A 19,239-nucleotide genomic window follows, 5' to 3' on the forward strand; every position below is an offset into this window, starting at 1 on the left:
TAAGCACAGCGCCACCGGGCGTGGTGTTTACTGCCACCCATACCGACGGCTGTAGAACCCTTTCACCATCTGCGTCAGCACCATGTAGCCCGCAAGGATCGCCACCAGCCACGGGAAGTAGCTCAGCGGCAGCGCCTGCAGTTGCAGATAGCTTGCCAGCGGCGAGAACGGCAGCGCGATCCCGAGCACCATTACAATGCCGGTCATGATAATCAGCGGCCACGCGGCGCGGCTCTGGATGAACGGAATGCGACGGGTACGGATCATATGCACAATCAGCGTCTGCGACAGTAGCCCCACCACGAACCAGCCGGACTGGAACAGCGTCTGGTGCTCTGGCGTATTGGCGTGGAACACAAACCACATCAGGCAGAAGGTCAGAATGTCGAAGATGGAGCTGATCGGGCCGAAGAAGAGCATAAAACGGCCCAGATCGGACGGATTCCAGCGCTGTGGCTTTTGGATCTGCTCATCGTCAACGTTATCAAACGGGATCGCCACCTGAGACACATCGTACATCAGGTTCTGGATCAGCAGGTGCAGCGGCAGCATCGGCAGGAACGGCAGAAACGCGCTCGCCACCAGCACGCTGAAGACGTTACCGAAGTTAGAACTGGCGGTCATTTTGATGTACTTAAGCATATTGGCAAAGGTACGACGCCCTTCAATTACGCCTTCTTCCAGCACCATCAGGCTCTTTTCCAGCAGGATGATATCGGCCGCTTCACGGGCGATATCCACCGCACCGTCTACGGAGATGCCAATATCCGCCGCACGCAGTGCGGGTGCATCGTTAATGCCGTCACCCATAAAGCCCACCACATGCCCCTCACGGCGAAGCAGGGTCACGATGCGCTCTTTGTGCATCGGCGTCAGACGGGCAAACAGCGTGGTGCGCTGGGCCAGTTTTGCCAGCTCATCATCCGTGAGATGCTCAATATCGCTGCCCACCACCACGTCGCCCGCGTCCAGCCCGACTTCGTGGCACACTTTGGCGGCCACCAGCTCGCTGTCGCCGGTGAGGATTTTGACGGTGATGCCGCTCGCTTTCAGCGCTTTTAACGCAGGCGCGGTGGTCTCTTTCGGCGGATCGAGGAATGCGATGTAACCTTCGAGGATCAAATCGGATTCGTCGATACGCTGATAATCCCCTTCACGCGCAGGCAGGAATTTACTCGCGACGGCCACCACGCGCAGCCCCTGACGGTTCAGGTTATCAGTGACGCGTTTAATGCGGCGCAGCATGGTGTCATCCAGCGGCACAATGTCGCCGTTATAGCGCACCTGGCTGGAAACGTTGAGTATTTCCTGTAGTGCGCCTTTGCAGATCAGCTGATGCACATCCTGCTGCTCACTCACCACGACTGACATGCGGCGGCGCTCAAAGTCGAACGGGATCTCATCCACCTTTTGCCAGCGTCCTGAGAGCGTGCGGGCAGACTCTTCATCGACACCTTCCAGCACGGCGACGTCGAGCAGGTTTTTCAGCCCGGTCTGGTAGTGGCTGTTCAGCCAGGCGCTGTGCAGCACGCGATCGCTGGTTTTGCCGGAAATATCGGTGTGGTTCTCCAGCACGATTTTATCCTGCGTCAGCGTGCCGGTTTTGTCGGTGCAAAGGATATCCATTGCGCCAAAGTTCTGGATAGCGTCGAGGTGCTTGACGATCACTTTCTGCTTAGAGAGTTTTACCGCCCCGCGTGCCAGCGTGGAGGTGACAATCATCGGCAGCATTTCTGGCGTTAAGCCGACGGCCACGGAGAGCGCGAACAGCGCCGCTTCCCACCAGTCACCTTTGGTGTAGCCGTTGATCAGCAGCACAATCGGCGTCATTACCATCATAAAGCGAATTAAGAGCATGCTGACGCGGCCAATGCCTTTCTGGAAGGCATTCGGCTCGCTTTCCTGCTCGGTCACGCGTCCGGCAAGCTGTCCAAACCAGGTGTTTCCGCCTGTTGCAGTTACAATTGCCTGCGCCGTCCCGCTCACCACCGTGGTGCCCATAAAGCACAGGGTGTCGCATTCCAGTGGGTTAACCTGCTGCGGATCGCGGCTGCGCGCCACCTTTTCAACCGGAAGCGATTCACCGGTCAGCGACGCCTGCGCCACGAACAGATCGCGCGCCTGAATGATGCGTAAATCGGCCGGGATCATATCTCCGGCGGCCAGCTTCACCAGATCGCCCGGCACCAGTTGGTCGATAGGCAGTTCGACCCAGGCATTTTCACCGAGATCGTTAATCACACGCGAGACGGTCGCCGTGTTGCTCACCATGGCTTTCAGGGCATCCGCCGCTTTGGTGGAGCGGGCTTCCTGAATAAAGTTCAGCAGCGTGGAGATACCCACCATCAGGGCGATCACGCCTGCGGCAAACAGATCTTCGGTCGCGTAGGAGATAATGCCCAGCACCGTTAACAGCAGGTTGAACGGGTTACGATAGCAGAGCCAGAGATGGACCCACCACGGAGAGGGTTTTTGCGCCGGGATTTGATTATCGCCGTGCACGGCACGGATTTTTTCCACTTCGGCCGCATTCAGCCCTTCCGGATGCCCGCCAAAGGCGCGCCAGACTTCGTTTTCGTCCATTGCGGCCACATTCAGGCAGCGCTCGGTCAGGCTGGCCGGGATCGTTGCCCCCGCCAGATTTTTGGCGTTCGGTAGCGGGTCGCGCTGGACAAGGCGATGTGGCAAATGGCGGCTCAGCTGTGCAAGGAGCTGCCGGGTGATATTTTTTAGCATAGTCATTCCCCCGCATCCGCGAAGGCGGACACAGTTATTCCTTCAGGCGTGGCAATGCCGTACCTGAGAGGCACTTAATTTTTCAAGCAGGAACGTTTGAGCGTCACTGCCTCACATCACCGGTGAGACAGCAAAGGGCTGGCTTACCGGAAAGAAGGTTTTCTCCCGTTCAGGAGAGGTGTGGGATCAGGGTCCATGTCGCCTCCGGTAAGTAAAAAGTAGGGTGTCGCCGCGCAGTATAAGGATTTATCCATACCGTTTGTGGCAAATCGGGCGGTATTATAACTTCACATAAATAAACCGAACGTAAACCAGACTTTGCCCATAGCGAAATCACGCTATAGCATTAGGCTCTATTGATTGTCGTTGTTACAGGGAAATCAGCATGCAGAACCGCCTTACGATTAAAGACATCGCGCGTTTAAGCGGCGTGGGGAAATCCACCGTCTCGCGCGTGCTTAACAACGAAAGCGGTGTCAGCGAACGCACGCGCGAACGCGTCGAAGCGGTGATGAATCAGCACGGCTTTTCCCCTTCCCGCTCGGCGCGCGCCATGCGCGGGCAGAGTGACAAAGTGGTCGCCATTATTGTCTCACGTCTGGATTCCCTGTCAGAAAACCTCGCCGTTCAGACCATGCTGCCCGCCTTTTATGAGCAGGGTTATGACCCGATCATGATGGAGAGCCAGTTTTCGCCGCCGCTGGTGGAGGAGCATCTCGGCATGCTTCAGCGGCGCAACATTGACGGCGTGGTGCTGTTTGGCTTTACCGGCATTAAAGAAGAGATGCTGAAACCGTGGCAGCCGTCGCTGGTGCTGCTGGCGCGCGATGCCAGCGGGTTTGCCTCTGTCTGCTACGACGACGAGGGGGCGATCATCACCCTGATGCAGCGCCTGTACGATGACGGCCATCGCCACATTAGCTATCTGGGCGTCCCGCATGTGGACGTCACCACCGGTAAGCGTCGTCATGAAGCGTATCTGACGTTTTGCAAAAAGCATAATCTGCCCGCTGTCGCCTCCCTGCCAGGGCTGGGCATGAAGCAAGGCTACGAGCAGGTCGCGAGTGTGCTCACACCACAGACCACCGCGCTGGTGTGCGCCACGGATACCCTGGCGCTGGGGGCGAGCAAATATCTTCAGGAGCAACGCATCGACGGACTGCAGGTGGCAAGCGTGGGGAGCACGCCGCTAATGAAGTTTTTACATCCGGAAATTATCACCGTCGATCCCGGCTACGCCGAGTCCGGCAGACAGGCTGCTGCGCAGCTCATCGAGCAAATCAACGGGCGCGCAGAGCCGCGTCAGATCGTTATTCCCGCCTATCTCTCATAACCCACTTGAATGGTTTATTGTGATCTTCGCCCGATTTCGGGAACGTTCCCATTTTCGCCGTCACGCTGAAGGAGTAGGCTTGCGCTCAGGTCATTTCCCCCTTCTCCATCTGTCATGAGGTTTCATGATGAGTAAAGTCAAACAAGCAGATATCGACCAGTTGATCGTCCTGGTTGGCGGCCGCGAAAACATCGCCACCGTCAGCCATTGCATAACCCGCCTGCGCTTCGTGCTGAACGATCCGGCAAAGGCCAACCCGAAAGCCATTGAAGAGCTGTCGATGGTCAAAGGCTGCTTCACCAACGCCGGACAGTTCCAGGTCGTCATCGGGACCGAAGTGGGCGATTACTATCAGGCGCTGCTGGCCACCACGGGGCACTCTTCTGCCGATAAAGAGCAGGCAAAGAAAGCGGCACGCCAGAATATGAAATGGCACGAGCAGTTAATCTCCCATTTTGCGGAGATCTTCTTCCCGCTGCTGCCAGCGCTGATCAGCGGGGGCTTGATTTTAGGCTTCCGTAACGTCATCGGCGATGTCCCGATGAGCGACGGTAAAACCCTGGCGCAGATGTATCCGGCGCTGCAAAGCATCTACGACTTCCTGTGGCTGATTGGCGAAGCGATCTTCTTCTACCTGCCGGTGGGGATTTGCTGGTCCGCGGTGCGTAAAATGGGCGGTACGCCGATTCTGGGTATCGTACTCGGTGTCACGCTGGTCTCTCCACAGTTAATGAACGCTTACTTACTTGGGCAGCAGGTTCCGGAAGTGTGGAATTTCGGTCTGTTTACCATCGCGAAAGTGGGCTATCAGGCGCAGGTCATCCCGGCACTGCTGGCAGGTCTGGCGCTGGGCTTTATTGAAACCCGCTTAAAACGCATGGTGCCGGATTACCTTTATCTGGTGGTCGTACCCGTCTGCTCCCTGATCCTGGCCGTCTTCCTGGCGCATGCCTTTATCGGTCCGTTTGGTCGCATGATCGGTGATGGCGTGGCCTTCGCGGTTCGCCACCTGATGACCGGCAGCTTCGCGCCGATTGGTGCCGCGCTGTTTGGCTTCCTGTATGCGCCGCTGGTGATCACCGGTGTCCACCAGACCACGCTGGCGATTGACATGCAGATGATTCAGAGCCTGGGCGGCACGCCGGTCTGGCCTATCATTGCGCTCTCTAATATTGCGCAGGCCTCTGCGGTAACGGGCATCATCATCGTCAGCCGTAAACACAACGAACGCGAAATCTCGGTTCCGGCGGCCATCTCTGCGTACCTCGGCGTCACCGAACCGGCGATGTACGGTATCAACCTGAAATACCGCTTCCCGATGCTCTGCGCGATGATCGGCTCTGGTCTGGCGGGCTTGCTGTGCGGTCTGAACGGTGTAATGGCGAACGGGATTGGCGTCGGCGGCCTGCCGGGCATCCTCTCCATCCAGCCCGCATTCTGGCAGGTGTTCGCACTGGCAATGGCGGTAGCAATTATCGTCCCAATGGCACTCACCACTGTGGTTTACCAGCGTAAGTTCCGTCAGGGCTCGCTGCAGATTGTTTAACGTCTTCTTTCGGGGCGCAGTTGCGCCCCTTCGCATTTGCAGGAACGCATTATGAATACCCTTCCTCACTGGTGGCAAAACGGCGTCATCTATCAGATCTACCCGAAGAGTTTCCAGGACACCACCGGATGCGGCACCGGCGATTTACGCGGCGTCACGCAACGCCTGGATTACCTGAAAACCCTCGGCATTGATGCCATCTGGCTGACGCCATTTTATATCTCTCCACAGGTGGATAACGGCTACGACGTGGCGAACTACACCGCCATCGACCCGTCCTTTGGCACGCTGGATGATTTTGACGAGCTGGTCGCACAGGCGCATTCACGGGGCATCCGCATCGTCCTCGATATGGTGTTTAACCACACGTCAACGCAGCATGCGTGGTTCCGTGAATCGCTGAATAAAGCGAGCCCGTATCGACAGTTTTATATCTGGCGCGACGGCACACCGGACCAGTTCCCCAATAACTGGCGCTCCAAATTTGGCGGTAACGCCTGGCGCTGGCACGCCGGGAGCGAGCAGTATTACCTGCATCTCTTCGCACCGGAGCAGGCCGATCTCAACTGGGAAAACCCGGACGTGCGCGCCGAGCTGAAAAAAGTGTGCGAGTTCTGGGCAGATCGCGGCGTGGACGGTTTACGTCTCGATGTAATTAACCTGATTTCGAAAGATCAGGCCTTCCCGAATGATGACGTTGGTGACGGTCGTCGTTTCTACACCGACGGACCACGCATCCACGAATATCTGCAGGAGATGAGCCGCGACGTCTTTACCCCGCGCAACCTGATGACCGTGGGCGAAATGTCCTCGACCTCGCTGGAAAATTGTCAACAGTACGCCTCTCTTGACGGGCGCGAGTTGTCGATGACCTTCAACTTCCACCACCTGAAAGTGGATTATCCCGGCGGCGAAAAATGGACGAAGGCAAAGCCGGACTACGTAGCGCTGAAAACTCTCTTCAGCCACTGGCAGCAGGGGATGCACAACAAAGCCTGGAACGCGCTGTTCTGGTGTAACCACGATCAGCCGCGTATCGCCTCACGCTTTGGCGACGAAGGAAAATACCGCGTTCCCGCTGCGAAGATGCTCGGCATGGTGCTACACGGGATGCAGGGCACGCCGTACATTTACCAGGGCGAAGAGATTGGCATGACCAACCCGCACTTTTCGCGCATTACCGATTACCGCGACGTGGAAAGCCTGAACATGTTCGCCGAACTGCGGGCAAAAGGCCGCGATCCGAACGAATTACTGGCGATCCTGGCGAGTAAATCCCGCGACAACGGACGCACGCCGATGCAGTGGGACGCCTCGCACAATGCGGGCTTTACCGAAGGCGAGCCGTGGATTGGCGTGTGTGATAACTACGAAACCGTGAATGCTCGTGCAGCGCTCGATGACCCGGATTCGGTGTTTTACACTTATCAGTCGCTGATCCGCCTGCGCAAAACCCTGCCGGTGCTGACATGGGGAGATTATCAGGATCTGCTGCCTGAGCACCCTTCCCTGTGGTGCTATCGTCGCCAGTGGCAGGGGCAAACCCTGATTGTGATCGCGAACCTCAGCGCTGAATGCCAGCAATGGCAGCCAGATGCGCTCAACGGCGAGTGGCAGGTAGTCATGAGCAACTACACCGAAACGACAAATCATCCGCTGGCAATGACCCTACGACCGTTTGAAGCCGTGTGGTGGCTGCAAGGTTAATGTTCAGGAGAGACGGCTCAAAGGCCGTTTCTCTTTTATTATCAGGTTTAACGATACGCTAAATGTACGACGATAACTTTTACATTTTATATCAGCCAAAATAAAAATAGCCCTGCCAATAAAATAACCTCGGCAGGACATTATGAAAAACATTATTATTAAAGCAACGTGTATTAGCGCATTATTGTTAAGCAGTCAGGGTTGGTGTGGAAATACCTCGGTCGATCTTCGCTTTGGACATAACACACGCTCCGACGTCAATGATTCTCGCATTAAAGTCATGCATCAGGCTGATAACGGTTTTTATTTCTCCGTCGAAGCCGCGCAAAACCACAACGATACCTTTTTTGGTGATACAGACCGCTATAATTCCGACGATAAAGGCTTAACAGAGGCCGCACAAGAGATCGAAACGCGCTGGCGTTTTGACCTCGGCAACGGCTACGCTGTCGCCCCCGGCATGGTGACCGTGTTTACCGCCAGCAATACACACTATCGTCCTTTTATTCAGGGCTGGAAATCCTTTGATAACGGCCTGAATCTGTCGGCACGTTATCGCTATAACACCGTTAATGACGCGCACAGCGACAAGGCGTTAGACGGTAGCGGCTACACCCGACGTGAGTCTCACCAGTTCGATATCTGGTTTGCTTATAACATCGGGAAATTCGGCATGTCCTATAACCCGCGCTTCCGCTGGCAGGATAATGTCGATCAGGGAACCGGTGATGATACCTACTGGGAACACACGCTCGCCTTCAACTATAAACTCGACGACGGCTGGACGCCTTACGTTGAGCTGGTTTCACTGGATAAAACCTATATCAACGATGACGGCAACCATGAAAATGATTACGCCGTCCGCCTGGGCATTGTGAAACAACTTTAAACGCCCTTACACCGTATCGTGCTGCAACAACCTGCAGCCGATACGGTCAACGGCGCTCAGCAGTTCCAGTTGGCCTTCCCGCTGATAAAGCGAGATGGCATTGATATCAATGTCTAAAGGCCAGCACAGCGTTGAGATCGCCGCCAGCGTTGAGCCACGGCGGGTTATCGCGACAACTTTCAACCCCTTTCGCAGCGCGTTGCGCGCCATTTCGATTAAAGACTGCGTCTCACCCGATTTACTGATAAGGACCAGCGTGCCTTTTGATACGCGGGTTAGCTGGTGCATATCGTTCAGAATCAGATGCGGCAGGCTCGCGAGCGACAGAAAGCGTGATAAATAGTTAAGACTGGTGAGTGATGCCCCGCGCGCATAAAGATAGATATGGCTGGAATGAATAAGTTGCCCGGAAACGTCCGCCTCAATCTCTTCACTTTCCACACGCAACAGCGTGTGTGACGGTGCCGCCGCATGCTGGTCGCGCAGAAACCGATACCGCAGCTCCGTATAGCTCTTATACCCCATTTTCTTACAGACACGGTTAACAGACGTTGTCGTGGTATAGGTATCACGAGCGATCTCTTTTGCCGATATATCAGAAATATTATGAGCGTGATATTGAATGTATTCAAATATCAAACGTTCGCTTCCCTGGAAAGAATTCATGCTGTGTATCCTTTTAAAAACCGCTTTGATATTAGCAGCTTTCATTAATACGCGCTGGAAGGCGCTTCACATATTTCCTGAATAAGTATCACGATACGTAATAAGTATTATCAAACATTAATCTTTGTATTTGATTCTCCTTATACTGCCGATACTTTCACAGCAGGAAGCCATTATAATGACGAAACAAAAAATTGTCGCGGTAACCGCCTGCCCGACAGGCATTGCCCATACGTTTATGGCGGCAAATAAAATTACTGAATGGGCGAAACAGCACAATATTGAGGTTAAGGTCGAAACGCAGGGAAGCGATGGTGTAAAAAACCGTCTCACCGCGCAGGATATTGCCAGCGCCACTGCCGTCGTACTGGCGATCGATGTCCCCATACAAGATGCAGAACGTTTCGATAATGTGCCTCATCTCAAGGTCCGTACTCAGGAACTGATTAAACATACCGATCGCTATCTGGACCAGGCACTGTCGCTGGACAAAACGGTCGCCCACATTGAGAACGACGCGGAAAACCACCGCTCGGCATACCAGATTTTTATCGGTCACATCATGGCCGCCATTAGCTATATGTTACCGGTTGTGGTAATGGGCGGCCTGATGATGGCGACCGCAAAAATCACAGGCCAGTTTATCGGGATTGAGAATTCGCCGTTTAGCGTGCTGGATAAGCTCGGCTTTATGACGATTAAGTTTATGTATCCGGTATTTGCCATGTACCTGGCATTTTCCATTGCCGGAAAACCCGCGCTCATTCCAGGGCTTGTTGGCGGCATCATGTCGGACGAGGTCTATAAACGTTTCTTTGACATCGAAAACTTTATGCCTTCAGGCTTTTTTGGTGCCATTGGTATCGGGTTCTTTGTGGGCTACCTCGTGCGCTGGCTCAACGATAACATCCACGTCAGACAGCAACTCACCACCATTAAGACCATGCTTATCGTGCCGCTCATCACCGGTATTACGCTGGTAATGGTGATGGAATATCTGATTAATCCTGTCTTTGGTTCGCTTAATCAGCTCATGGTGACTTTTTTCACCTCTGCGGGGGACACCGGACGAGGCTTCTATTCGGCCATGATCGCCGCAGGTACGGCGTTTGACCTGGGTGGGCCAATCAATAAAGCCGCCGGTTCAGTGGCACTCGGCCTGAACGGTGTAAGCGAAACGTTCGACTTAACCGCGCGTGAACTGGCGATTGTCATCCCTTCCATCGGCGTTGGTTTCGCCGCTTTTCTTAACGGGCGGTTTGGCCTTCCCGCCGTTTTCAGCAGCGAAGAGAAAACGGTCGGCAGTACCTCATTATTGCTGGGCGTCATTGGTATCTCAGAGGGTGCCATTCCTTTCATTCTGAAAAACCCGCGTTTGATCCCCGTGTTTATGGCAGGAGCCGTCTCCGGTGCGTTACTGGCGATTACGTTAGGGGTAAAGCAGACCTTACCACTGCCAGCAATATGGGGATGGCCGCTGGCGACCAACGTCGTTGGCTATCTGGTCAGTGTCTTGGCAGGGTCGCTGATCTGTGCGCTGGGCGTGCTTTATCTCAGCCCGAAGAGCACTGACTAAGGACACTATCATGAGCCAAATTCACGTTATTGCACATACGCACTGGGATCAGGAGTGGTATTTCACCCATCAGGACAGCACCGTCCTGGCGGCATATAACTTCGCTGAGGTGGTTGCTACGCTGGAGCGCGACCCCGCGTATACCTGCTATCACCTTGATGGTCAGATGGCCGTAGTCGACGATTTTCTGGCGATCAACCCTGACTATACCCCTCGCCTGCAAAAACTGGTGCGGGATAAGCGCCTGTTTGTGGGGCCGTGGTATAGCCAGACGGATACCTACAACGTTCACGCCGAATCAATGATTCGCAACCTGAAATACGGCATATCGGCAGCAGAGGCGCTGGGGCACGCTATGCAGGTGGGCTATCTGCCGGATACGTTTGGTCACAATGCACAGATGCCAGCCCTGCTGCGCGGCTGCAATATCGACAATATTGTTTTCTGGCGCGGCGTGAATCACGATGAACAGGCCAAAAACAGTCAGTTCCTCTGGCGCGCGCCATCGGGCGCAACCATCATCGCCTGCGCAATGGCGATGGGATATGGCGCAGCGAAAAACATCCGCGCAGAGGCGAGCTACTTAGAAGAAAAAATCTATCCTGCCGTTAATCTGTTACGCGAACGTGCGGGTATCACCGACCTGCTGCTGCCCTGCGGTGGCGACCAGGTCAACATCGATCCGACACTGCCTCACATACTGAAACTCGCAAGTGAGCGTTCACCCACTCACGATGACTATCAGATTGACTCCTTAGAGCACTATGTCGAACTTTTACGTGCCCAGAGCCAGGACTTTGAAGTCTGGGAAGGAGAACTGAAATCACCGCGCTATACCCGCATCCACAAAACCATCGGATCGGTTCGCTACGATATCAAAAAGAAAAATTATGAGATTGAACAGTTCATTCTCCGCCAGCTGGAGCCAACCATTGCGCTGGCTCGCCATCAGGGCCTCGCGGTGAATCTTGCGCTGGTCGACAGCATCTGGAAAATGTTGCTGCGTTGCCATGCGCACGACTCTATCGGCGGTTGTAACAGCGATGCCACGAACCGCGACATCCTTCATCGCCTGGAGCAGACTGAGCAGCGCTGTCACAGCCTGTGGAACCTGGTGATAAAAGCGCTGGCGGCTTCCTGCTGCCAGGAAAATGATCTGCTGATCGTTAACCCTCTGGGCACAACAACGCAACGGATCGTAAAAACCACGCTCTATAGCCGGTCTGAGCATATTGCCCTCTCGCACCTGGGAAAACCGGTCGCGTTTGAGGTTCTGGCACGCGAGATGCTTCCCGGAGGCAGTGTTATCTCACTCACCTCTGAAGGCGAAAACGAAACAGACCTTCCCCCGTATTATCGCTGGCACATCGCCCTGGAGACACCAGCTCTGCCGCCCGTGGGTTATCTGTCAGTCAGCGTAGAAGAGAATGCGCTTCCTTATACATTGCCCCAGGCCGAACCCGGCCGGACGATTGAAAACACAGCTTATCGGCTTGAGTGTGATGCGGGAGTGCTGACGCTTGTAGATAAATGCCGCGACAGGTGCATCGCCGGGATCTTTAGCTTTGAAGATTGCGCCGATGCCGGGGACAGTTACGATTTCTCGCCACTTGCGGGGGATAAACCGATCCTGAGTAGTGATTTCACGCTCATCAACTGCATCAAAAATCCACTCCTTGAGAGAATGTACCTTGAGGCAGTTTTGCACCTGCCGCCGGATTTATCCTCACGCGGGCAAAACAGTACCAGACCGCTGCACATTCACATGGAGTGTGAATTACGTAAAGACGATCCAAACCTGTATGTCGACATTTCGCTGGAAAACAACAGTTGCGATCACCGGTTACGCTTGCTGATCAACAGTGATATCAGCACACAACACTCTGTTGCTTCCCAGCCCTTCTCGGTGATACAGCGCACGATCGGGCATGATGCCAATCGCTGGCAGGCGCGCTACCGGGAGTTACCTGTTGATATTGAAACCAGCGAGGGCATTATCAGCATTGCTGAGCCTGGCAAAGCGTTAGCGATCAACAGCCGGGGGATGAAAGAGTTTCAGATCCTCGATCGTCAGCCTGCCACAATCGCGCTGACACTGTTTAAATCTACGGGCGTTCTCGGTCGTAGCGATCTTGAATGGCGGCCAGGACGTGCTTCGGGTATTAACAATACGGTGGTTGAAACACCGGATGCTCAGTTGCTTAAGCCGCTGCACTTTTCCTTTACGCTGGCGCTGGCGGACAACGCGGAGCATTCCACGTTACGTAACCTGGAAAACCTGGCGCTCGGGCAACCCTTTACCTATCAACGGCAAACATTACACTCACTCGATAATCGTCTTGAGCGTTTTGCCCTGGACGTTAATGCTCGCCCCCTCCCGGCTGTTTTTTCATTGCTGGAAATACCCGCGCCTCTGGTGCTTTCCGCTCTGCCACACGCCCGTGTATTGAGCGGCACGCTTGTGCGTGTTTTTAACGCCGGGACACATCCCGTGCCCGTACCACCGGGCCTGGCGGAACGGGCTCAGGTGAATTATCTGGAAGAAAAAGTACCGCCCGTGAAGCTAATCCAACCCTGCAGTACCTGCGATTTCCTTATTGAGGCCTGACATGAACTTGCTTGCTTTGACGCACCCCGAACTTATTTTTATCAATCCACCTGCCCGTTCGCCGGAATCACTCATCCGGCTGATGTCTGAAGCATTGTTCAGGCAGAAGGTCATTGATGATAAAGCAGCTTTTGTCCAGAGCGTTTTACACCGAGAAAATGAAGGACCGACGGCGCTTGGTGAAGAACTTGCTGTACCACACGGTAAATCCTCCGCCGTGCGGCAGGCTGCATTTTGCATGGCGCTCTTTGATGAGCCGGTGATGTGGCCTGGCCTTGAAGGGGATGAACCGGTCAGGATCGTCTTCCTGCTGGCGATTCCTGAAGCCGAAGCGGGAACCACCCACATGCAATTGTTAACAACGCTCACGTGTACGCTTATGGAAGAGAGCGTTCGCGCAAATCTGGTCGCGGCGCGAACAGGCGAAGAAGCACTGGCCGTTCTGCAGCCCGCAAAAGCCCACCCGGATGCGGACGTTAAGCCGGCGCGCACGATGTTGATTCCTTTACTGCTCGGCATTATCACCGCCATCGCTTTTGTCAACGCAGGGTTGAGTTGGGCTGCAGGCAGCTAATGTCATGGGCGCTCAGCGGCGTATACGCTGAGCGCCTGTTTTTGTTGAATTTTTAAGCGAAAATTTGATGTCTATTTTTTACAAACGCTGTGATGCCCGCCATTTGTACTCTCCTCTTTTTACTTTGTTCTGAATCAAGAAAATCGCAAACATGTTTGATGCAAATCACTATATGTAGCATTTAAAATGCATGCCGACCCAACATCTTGTATTTATCGTCTACTATTTCAACAACAACACGGCGACTCAGCTCTCCGGAATTGTGGATAACACGTGTTGGGAACGAGGGAAGTCTCTGGCCTGGTTGGTAATCCGACCGCCGCAGTCTTCTCCACCTCTGTGGATAACCTGTTTTTAAAATGGAGTGATCATGACACCGCATGTGATGAAACGTGATGGCTGTAAAGTGCCGTTTAAATCAGAGCGCATCAAAGAAGCCATTCTGCGTGCAGCTAAAGCAGCGGGAGTCGATGACGCAGATTACTGCGCCACCGTCGCAGAAGTCGTTAGCAGCCAGATGAATGAACGCAGCCAGGTGGATATCAACGATATCCAGACCGCAGTAGAGAACCAACTGATGTCTGGTCCCTACAAGCAGCTGGCACGCGCCTACATTGAGTATCGCCACGACCGTGACGTTCAGCGTGAAAAACGTGGTCGCCTGAACCAGGAAATTCGCGGTCTGGTGGAGCAGACCAACTCCTCGCTGCTCAATGAAAATGCCAATAAAGACAGCAAAGTGATCCCGACCCAGCGCGACCTGCTGGCCGGTATTGTCGCTAAACACTACGCGCGCCAGCATCTGCTGCCACGCGACGTGGTTTCCGCGCACGAGCGTGGGGAAATCCATTACCACGATCTCGACTACTCGCCGTTCTTCCCGATGTTCAACTGCATGCTGATCGACCTGAAAGGTATGCTGACCCACGGCTTTAAAATGGGTAACGCCGAGATTGAACCACCAAAATCCATCTCTACGGCCACGGCGGTAACGGCACAGATTATTGCTCAGGTCGCCAGCCATATTTACGGCGGCACCACCATTAACCGCATTGATGAAGTGCTCGCGCCGTTCGTCACCGCGAGTTTTAACAAGCACCGTAAAACAGCGGAAGAGTGGCAGATCCCGGACGCCGACGGCTATGCACATTCCCGCACCGAGAAAGAGTGCTATGACGCCTTCCAGTCGCTGGAGTATGAGGTCAACACACTGCATACCGCCAACGGCCAGACGCCGTTTGTCACCTTCGGCTTTGGGCTGGGCACCAGTTGGGAGTCACGCCTCATTCAGCAGTCCATTCTGCGCAACCGTATTTCTGGCCTGGGCAAAAACCGCAAAACGGCGGTATTCCCGAAACTGGTATTCGCTATCCGCGATGGCCTCAACCATAAGTCTGGCGATCCGAACTACGACATCAAACAGCTGGCGCTGGAGTGCGCGAGCAAGCGCATGTATCCGGACATCCTCAACTACGACCAGGTCGTGAAAGTCACCGGCTCGTTTAAAACACCGATGGGCTGCCGCAGCTTCCTCGGCGTTTACGAGGATGAAAACGGTGAGCAGATCCACGACGGGCGCAACAACCTGGGCGTGATCAGCCTCAACCTGCCGCGCATCGCGCTGGAAGCCAAAGGTAATGAAGACGCCTTCTGGACACTGCTTGATGAACGCCTGCAGCTGGCGCGTAAGGCGCTGATGACCCGCATCGCGCGTCTGGAAGGGGTCAAAGCCCGCGTAGCACCCATCCTCTATATGGAAGGAGCCTGCGGCGTGCGTCTGCAAGCGGACGATGACGTATCGGAAATCTTTAAAAACGGTCGCGCGTCTATTTCTCTGGGCTATATCGGCATCCACGAAACCATTAACGCGCTGTTTGGTGACAAGCATGTCTACGACAGCGATGTTCTGCGTGAGAAAGGTATTGCTATCGTGCAGCGTCTGCGCGATGCGGTAGACCAGTGGAAAGACGAAACCGGCTACGGCTTTAGCCTCTACAGCACGCCGAGCGAGAACCTGTGCGACCGCTTCTGCCGTCTGGACGCTGCGGAATTTGGTATCGTTGAAGGTGTCACCGACAAAGGTTACTACACCAACAGCTTCCACCTTGACGTCGAGAAAAAGGTGAATCCATACGACAAGATCGACTTCGAAGCGGCCTATCCGCCTATCGCCAGCGGCGGCTTTATCTGCTACGGCGAGTATCCGAACATCCAGCACAACCTGAAAGCGCTGGAAGACGTATGGGATTACAGCTATCAGCATGTACCGTATTACGGTACCAACACGCCTATTGATGAGTGCTATGAGTGCGGCTTTACTGGGGAGTTTGAGTGTACGAGCAAAGGCTTCACCTGCCCGAAATGCGGTAACCACGATGCGGCCCGCGTTTCCGTGACTCGTCGCGTGTGCGGCTATCTCGGTAGCCCGGATGCGCGTCCGTTCAACGCCGGTAAGCAGGAAGAGGTGAAGCGCAGGGTGAAACATCTGGGGAATGGGCAGATCGGGTAATCCGCTGCCACGTTAATGCCCGGTGGCGCTGCGCTTACCGGGCCTACGGACCGCTCTCTTTTGTAGGCCGGGTAAGCGCAGCGCCACCCGGCGTGGTTATTCGCGATGAACTATCACCAGTACTACCCCGTCGACATCGTCAACGGACCCGGCACCCGCTGTACCCTGTTTGTATCAGGCTGCGTTCACGAGTGCCCCGGCTGCTACAACAAAAGCACCTGGCGCTTAAATTCAGGCATGCCGTTTACCGCTGAGATGGAAGACCGGATCATTAACGATCTGAACGACACGCGTATCAAACGCCAGGGGATATCGCTCTCCGGCGGCGACCCGCTCCATCCGCAAAACGTACCGGAGATCCTCAAGCTGGTAAAACGCATCCGCCGCGAATGTGAGGGCAAAGACATCTGGGTCTGGACGGGCTACAAACTGGATGAACTGAATGCGCATCAAATGGAAGTGGTGGATCTGATTAACGTGCTGGTCGACGGCAAGTTTGTGCAGGATTTAAAAGACCCTATGCTTATCTGGCGCGGCAGCAGCAACCAGGTTGTGCATCATTTGCGTTGATCGCTACAGCCGTTTGTTTGCGTCATGATAAACGGCTGATTTTTCACGTTTTCCCACGGCTACCACAAACACGGTCACAACCTTATCCCGCACCTGATAGACCAAACGGTAACCGGATGATTTAAGTTTAATTTTGTAGCAGTCAGCTATTCCGTTTAAGCGGGAGGATTCTACTCTGGGATTTACCAGTACAACAGCCAGCTTCTTTTTAAACTGGGTTTTCACCGTCTCACCCAGTTTATGCCACTCCTTTAATGCCCTCGGGTCGAATTCCAGTTCATAAGTCATCCAGACTAACCTTAACTCCCTTTTGCGGATGAGCCAGTCGTTCCCGGACTGTCTGTATTAATGCGTCTTCGCTGTCGCTGAGGGTGACGGTTTTCACCGGCATACGCCCCGTCTCCGCGACGTACTGAAACAATAAGCGCACAGCTTCCGTAGGAGTGATGTTGAGTTTTTCCAGCACGGCATAAGCCTCGTTTTTGAGTTTGTCGTCCAAACGGACGTTCAGCGTGGCCATTATGCCTCCAGTAGAATCGAATGTGTAATGCAGTTTAGCATTACATTTGCATTACATCGAATTTTGGATAGCGCCTCTCAAAACCGGCTCAAACTCTCCATTGCCACCGCCTTAAACTCGGCAAAATCCCCGCAACTACACAGCCGCGTCATGGCACGTTCGCGCAGGAAGGTGACGAAAATATCGTAAATAGCCATCGCCTCTTCGTACTCGCTTTTGCTGATGGCGAGCAGGAAGATCACATGCGCGGTTTCGTCTCCCCATTTAATGCCCTGCGGGGCCAGCACGGTATAGACCACCGTTTTCTGCGCCAGCAGCCCGAGGGAGTGCGGCAGCGCAATGCCGTCACCCAGCATGGTGCTGACGATGGCCTCACGCTCGACGACGGACTCCAGAAACTCCGCGCCAACAAAGCCTTCGCTTTCAAGCTGTTCGCACAGTTCGCGGAACAGGGTTTGCTGGTCAATCGGCTTATCGATAATACGGAAATGGGCGGCGTCGAAGTATTTATCCAGCATCCACGGACGTGTTCTGTCCACCAGCACCAGCTTGCCGATCTGTTCTAACTGATAATCGGTCGGGAACGGGGCGATCATCACCGCCGGTTTAGATTTTTCGCTCACGCGGGCAGTTGAAATCACGAAGTCTTCGCCGATGGATTCGGCCAGTTCATACTCGCGTAAGGTGAGTGTACGGGTGATCTCTATCTGCGGGTATTTGCGCTGCAGCACCGCCTCGATCATGCGCACCATCGCGTTACCGGCGTCGCACACCAGCAGCACGCGCGGCTGACGCTGGTAGCCAATGTTGTAGTGACGCTCCAGCCCGACGCCGATATGCAGCACCAGGAAGCCAATCTCGTTTTCGCTGATCACGTACGGCGTGTATTTGCCCCAACTAGAGACCGCCGCGAGCGTCATGTCCCAGGCCATCGGGTAGTGCTGCTTGATGTTATCCAGCAGTGGATTCGGGATCATGATTTGATAGCGCACGCGGGTGATCATGGTTTTGATGTGCGTGAGCAGATCCGCATGCAGTTGTTCGTCGCTGAGCAGGTTGTAATTATAGTGGGTGTTGATGTAGCGCAGAATATAGTTCACCAGCGCTTCATCGTCGTCGGCGTTAATCGCGCTTGGCGCAATCTCCTGAATCTGACGGGCGGCAATGTGGACGCACAGCCAGCTCTCTTCCGACGGGGAAAGCGCTTTGCCCGCCAGTTGCTGTATCGTCACCGCGATATCTTTCGCCGCCTCGCGGACGTTCTCTTCCACATCCTCCGCATGGAATTCCGGCAGCGGGTAGCCTTCGCTGATGCGGCGGACCGACACCGCACAATACAGACGCAGGAACAGTTCACCTTCGTCGGTGAGGCGGATGTGATGGCGCGTAAGCGCGTCGTGCAGTACAGGCACCATCTGTTCAGCCACACCCGCATTCAGCGCCACGTCGGTCACCAGCGGGTTCAGGCTGTCCTGCTGCGCCAGCTCCCAGAGCAGGTCAGTCAGGCAGGCGCGGGTCGCCATCTCGCTGCCAAACAGCTTCATGCCGTGGCGCGGGCGGGTTTCCAGCGTCAGGTTGTAACGGTGAAACCACTCGCGCACTTCCACCATGTCGCTTTGCAGCGTGGCACGGCTGACAAACCACTCATCCGCCAGATCTTCGAGCTTGAGGGAAAACGCCGAGGTAAGAAAACGTACTACCAGATAGTGCACGCGCTCAGGCCCCGTCCGGGGGATACGCAAGGTGCGCGGGTGAGACTCCTGAAGTTGCTGATAACGCGCTGCATCGTCAATTCTAAGCTGGTAGCCATTGCCGCGGCTCAGAATAAACTGCGCGCCGTGGCTCGCCAGCAGCGCGTTCAGGGCGGTGATATCAGCACGGACGGTTCGCGTGGAAACCGACAGCCGCTGCGCCAGTTCGTCCTGCGGCAGCGTCTCGTTTTGCAACAGATCGAAAAGTTGCGCTAAACGTTGGTTCGGAAATCGCACGGGGTTGTCCTCTTACT

14 protein-coding genes are annotated in these 19,239 nt (G+C 54.8%); 9 read left to right on the plus strand and 5 right to left on the minus strand.

Going from position 1 to position 19,239, the window contains the following annotated elements:
- Positions 1-27 precede the first annotated feature (27 nt).
- Positions 28-2,736 (minus strand): magnesium-translocating P-type ATPase, encoded by a 2,709-nt coding sequence (gene mgtA / locus ABGB15_RS18660; protein ID WP_215723718.1) that lies wholly within the window; start codon positions 2,734-2,736, stop codon positions 28-30.
- 385 nt (positions 2,737-3,121) lie between these two features.
- Between mgtA and treR the strand changes: the two genes are divergently transcribed.
- From treR to ABGB15_RS18680, 4 genes are all read left to right on the plus strand, one after another.
- Positions 3,122-4,069 carry a trehalose operon repressor TreR gene (gene treR, locus ABGB15_RS18665; protein WP_215723717.1) on the plus strand — a complete coding sequence of 316 codons (948 nt, stop codon included), beginning with the start codon at positions 3,122-3,124 and terminating at the stop codon, positions 4,067-4,069.
- Between the two features lie 127 nt (positions 4,070-4,196).
- Positions 4,197-5,615, plus strand: coding sequence for a PTS trehalose transporter subunit IIBC (gene treB, locus ABGB15_RS18670; RefSeq protein ID WP_215723734.1), 1,419 nt, complete (start codon positions 4,197-4,199; stop codon positions 5,613-5,615).
- Between the two features lie 51 nt (positions 5,616-5,666).
- Entirely contained in the window at positions 5,667-7,322 is a 1,656-nt protein-coding gene (gene treC, locus ABGB15_RS18675; RefSeq protein ID WP_215723716.1) for an alpha,alpha-phosphotrehalase, read from the plus strand.
- Between the two features lie 142 nt (positions 7,323-7,464).
- Positions 7,465-8,211, plus strand: a complete 747-nt coding sequence (locus ABGB15_RS18680; RefSeq protein WP_152083261.1) for an oligogalacturonate-specific porin KdgM family protein — start codon at positions 7,465-7,467, stop codon at positions 8,209-8,211.
- Between the two features lie 6 nt (positions 8,212-8,217).
- Here the strand turns inward: ABGB15_RS18680 and ABGB15_RS18685 are convergent, their stop codons facing one another.
- Entirely contained in the window at positions 8,218-8,877 is a 660-nt protein-coding gene (locus tag ABGB15_RS18685; protein ID WP_152083260.1) for a MurR/RpiR family transcriptional regulator, read from the minus strand.
- 178 nt (positions 8,878-9,055) lie between these two features.
- Here ABGB15_RS18685 and ABGB15_RS18690 point away from each other — a divergent pair, with 178 nt between their 5' ends.
- The 5 genes from ABGB15_RS18690 to nrdG all read left to right on the plus strand — a co-directional run bounded on the left by ABGB15_RS18690 (position 9,056) and on the right by nrdG (position 16,714).
- A complete protein-coding gene (locus ABGB15_RS18690; protein ID WP_215723715.1) occupies positions 9,056-10,453 on the plus strand; it encodes a PTS fructose transporter subunit IIC in 1,398 nt (465 codons plus the stop codon).
- A gap of 10 nt (positions 10,454-10,463) precedes the next feature.
- A complete protein-coding gene (locus ABGB15_RS18695; RefSeq protein ID WP_313326707.1) occupies positions 10,464-13,061 on the plus strand; it encodes a glycoside hydrolase family 38 C-terminal domain-containing protein in 2,598 nt (865 codons plus the stop codon).
- 1 nt (position 13,062) lies between these two features.
- Complete coding sequence (locus ABGB15_RS18700; protein ID WP_152083257.1) at positions 13,063-13,635, plus strand: fructose PTS transporter subunit IIA; 573 nt, start codon at positions 13,063-13,065, stop codon at positions 13,633-13,635.
- Between the two features lie 370 nt (positions 13,636-14,005).
- Positions 14,006-16,144, plus strand: a complete 2,139-nt coding sequence (nrdD, locus tag ABGB15_RS18705) for an anaerobic ribonucleoside-triphosphate reductase (RefSeq protein ID WP_152083256.1) — start codon at positions 14,006-14,008, stop codon at positions 16,142-16,144.
- A 105-nt stretch (positions 16,145-16,249) separates the two neighbouring features.
- On the plus strand, positions 16,250-16,714 hold the full coding sequence (gene nrdG, locus ABGB15_RS18710; protein ID WP_152083255.1) for an anaerobic ribonucleoside-triphosphate reductase-activating protein: 465 nt from the start codon (positions 16,250-16,252) through the stop codon (positions 16,712-16,714).
- 3 nt (positions 16,715-16,717) lie between these two features.
- Here the strand turns inward: nrdG and ABGB15_RS18715 are convergent, their stop codons facing one another.
- From ABGB15_RS18715 to ABGB15_RS18725, 3 genes are all read right to left on the minus strand, one after another.
- A complete protein-coding gene (locus tag ABGB15_RS18715) occupies positions 16,718-17,002 on the minus strand; it encodes a type II toxin-antitoxin system RelE/ParE family toxin (RefSeq protein WP_215723712.1) in 285 nt (94 codons plus the stop codon).
- A complete protein-coding gene (locus ABGB15_RS18720; RefSeq protein WP_215723711.1) occupies positions 16,992-17,234 on the minus strand; it encodes a type II toxin-antitoxin system RelB/DinJ family antitoxin in 243 nt (80 codons plus the stop codon). Before ABGB15_RS18720 ends, ABGB15_RS18715 begins: the two co-directional genes overlap by 11 nt.
- 77 nt (positions 17,235-17,311) lie before the next feature.
- A complete protein-coding gene (locus ABGB15_RS18725; protein ID WP_152083254.1) occupies positions 17,312-19,222 on the minus strand; it encodes a transcription antiterminator in 1,911 nt (636 codons plus the stop codon).
- Positions 19,223-19,239 lie beyond the last annotated feature (17 nt).

Origin of the sequence: Enterobacter sp. MALB-1 (genome assembly GCF_041021625.1) — a bacterium.
GTDB classification, from domain to species: domain Bacteria; phylum Pseudomonadota; class Gammaproteobacteria; order Enterobacterales; family Enterobacteriaceae; genus Enterobacter; species Enterobacter oligotrophicus.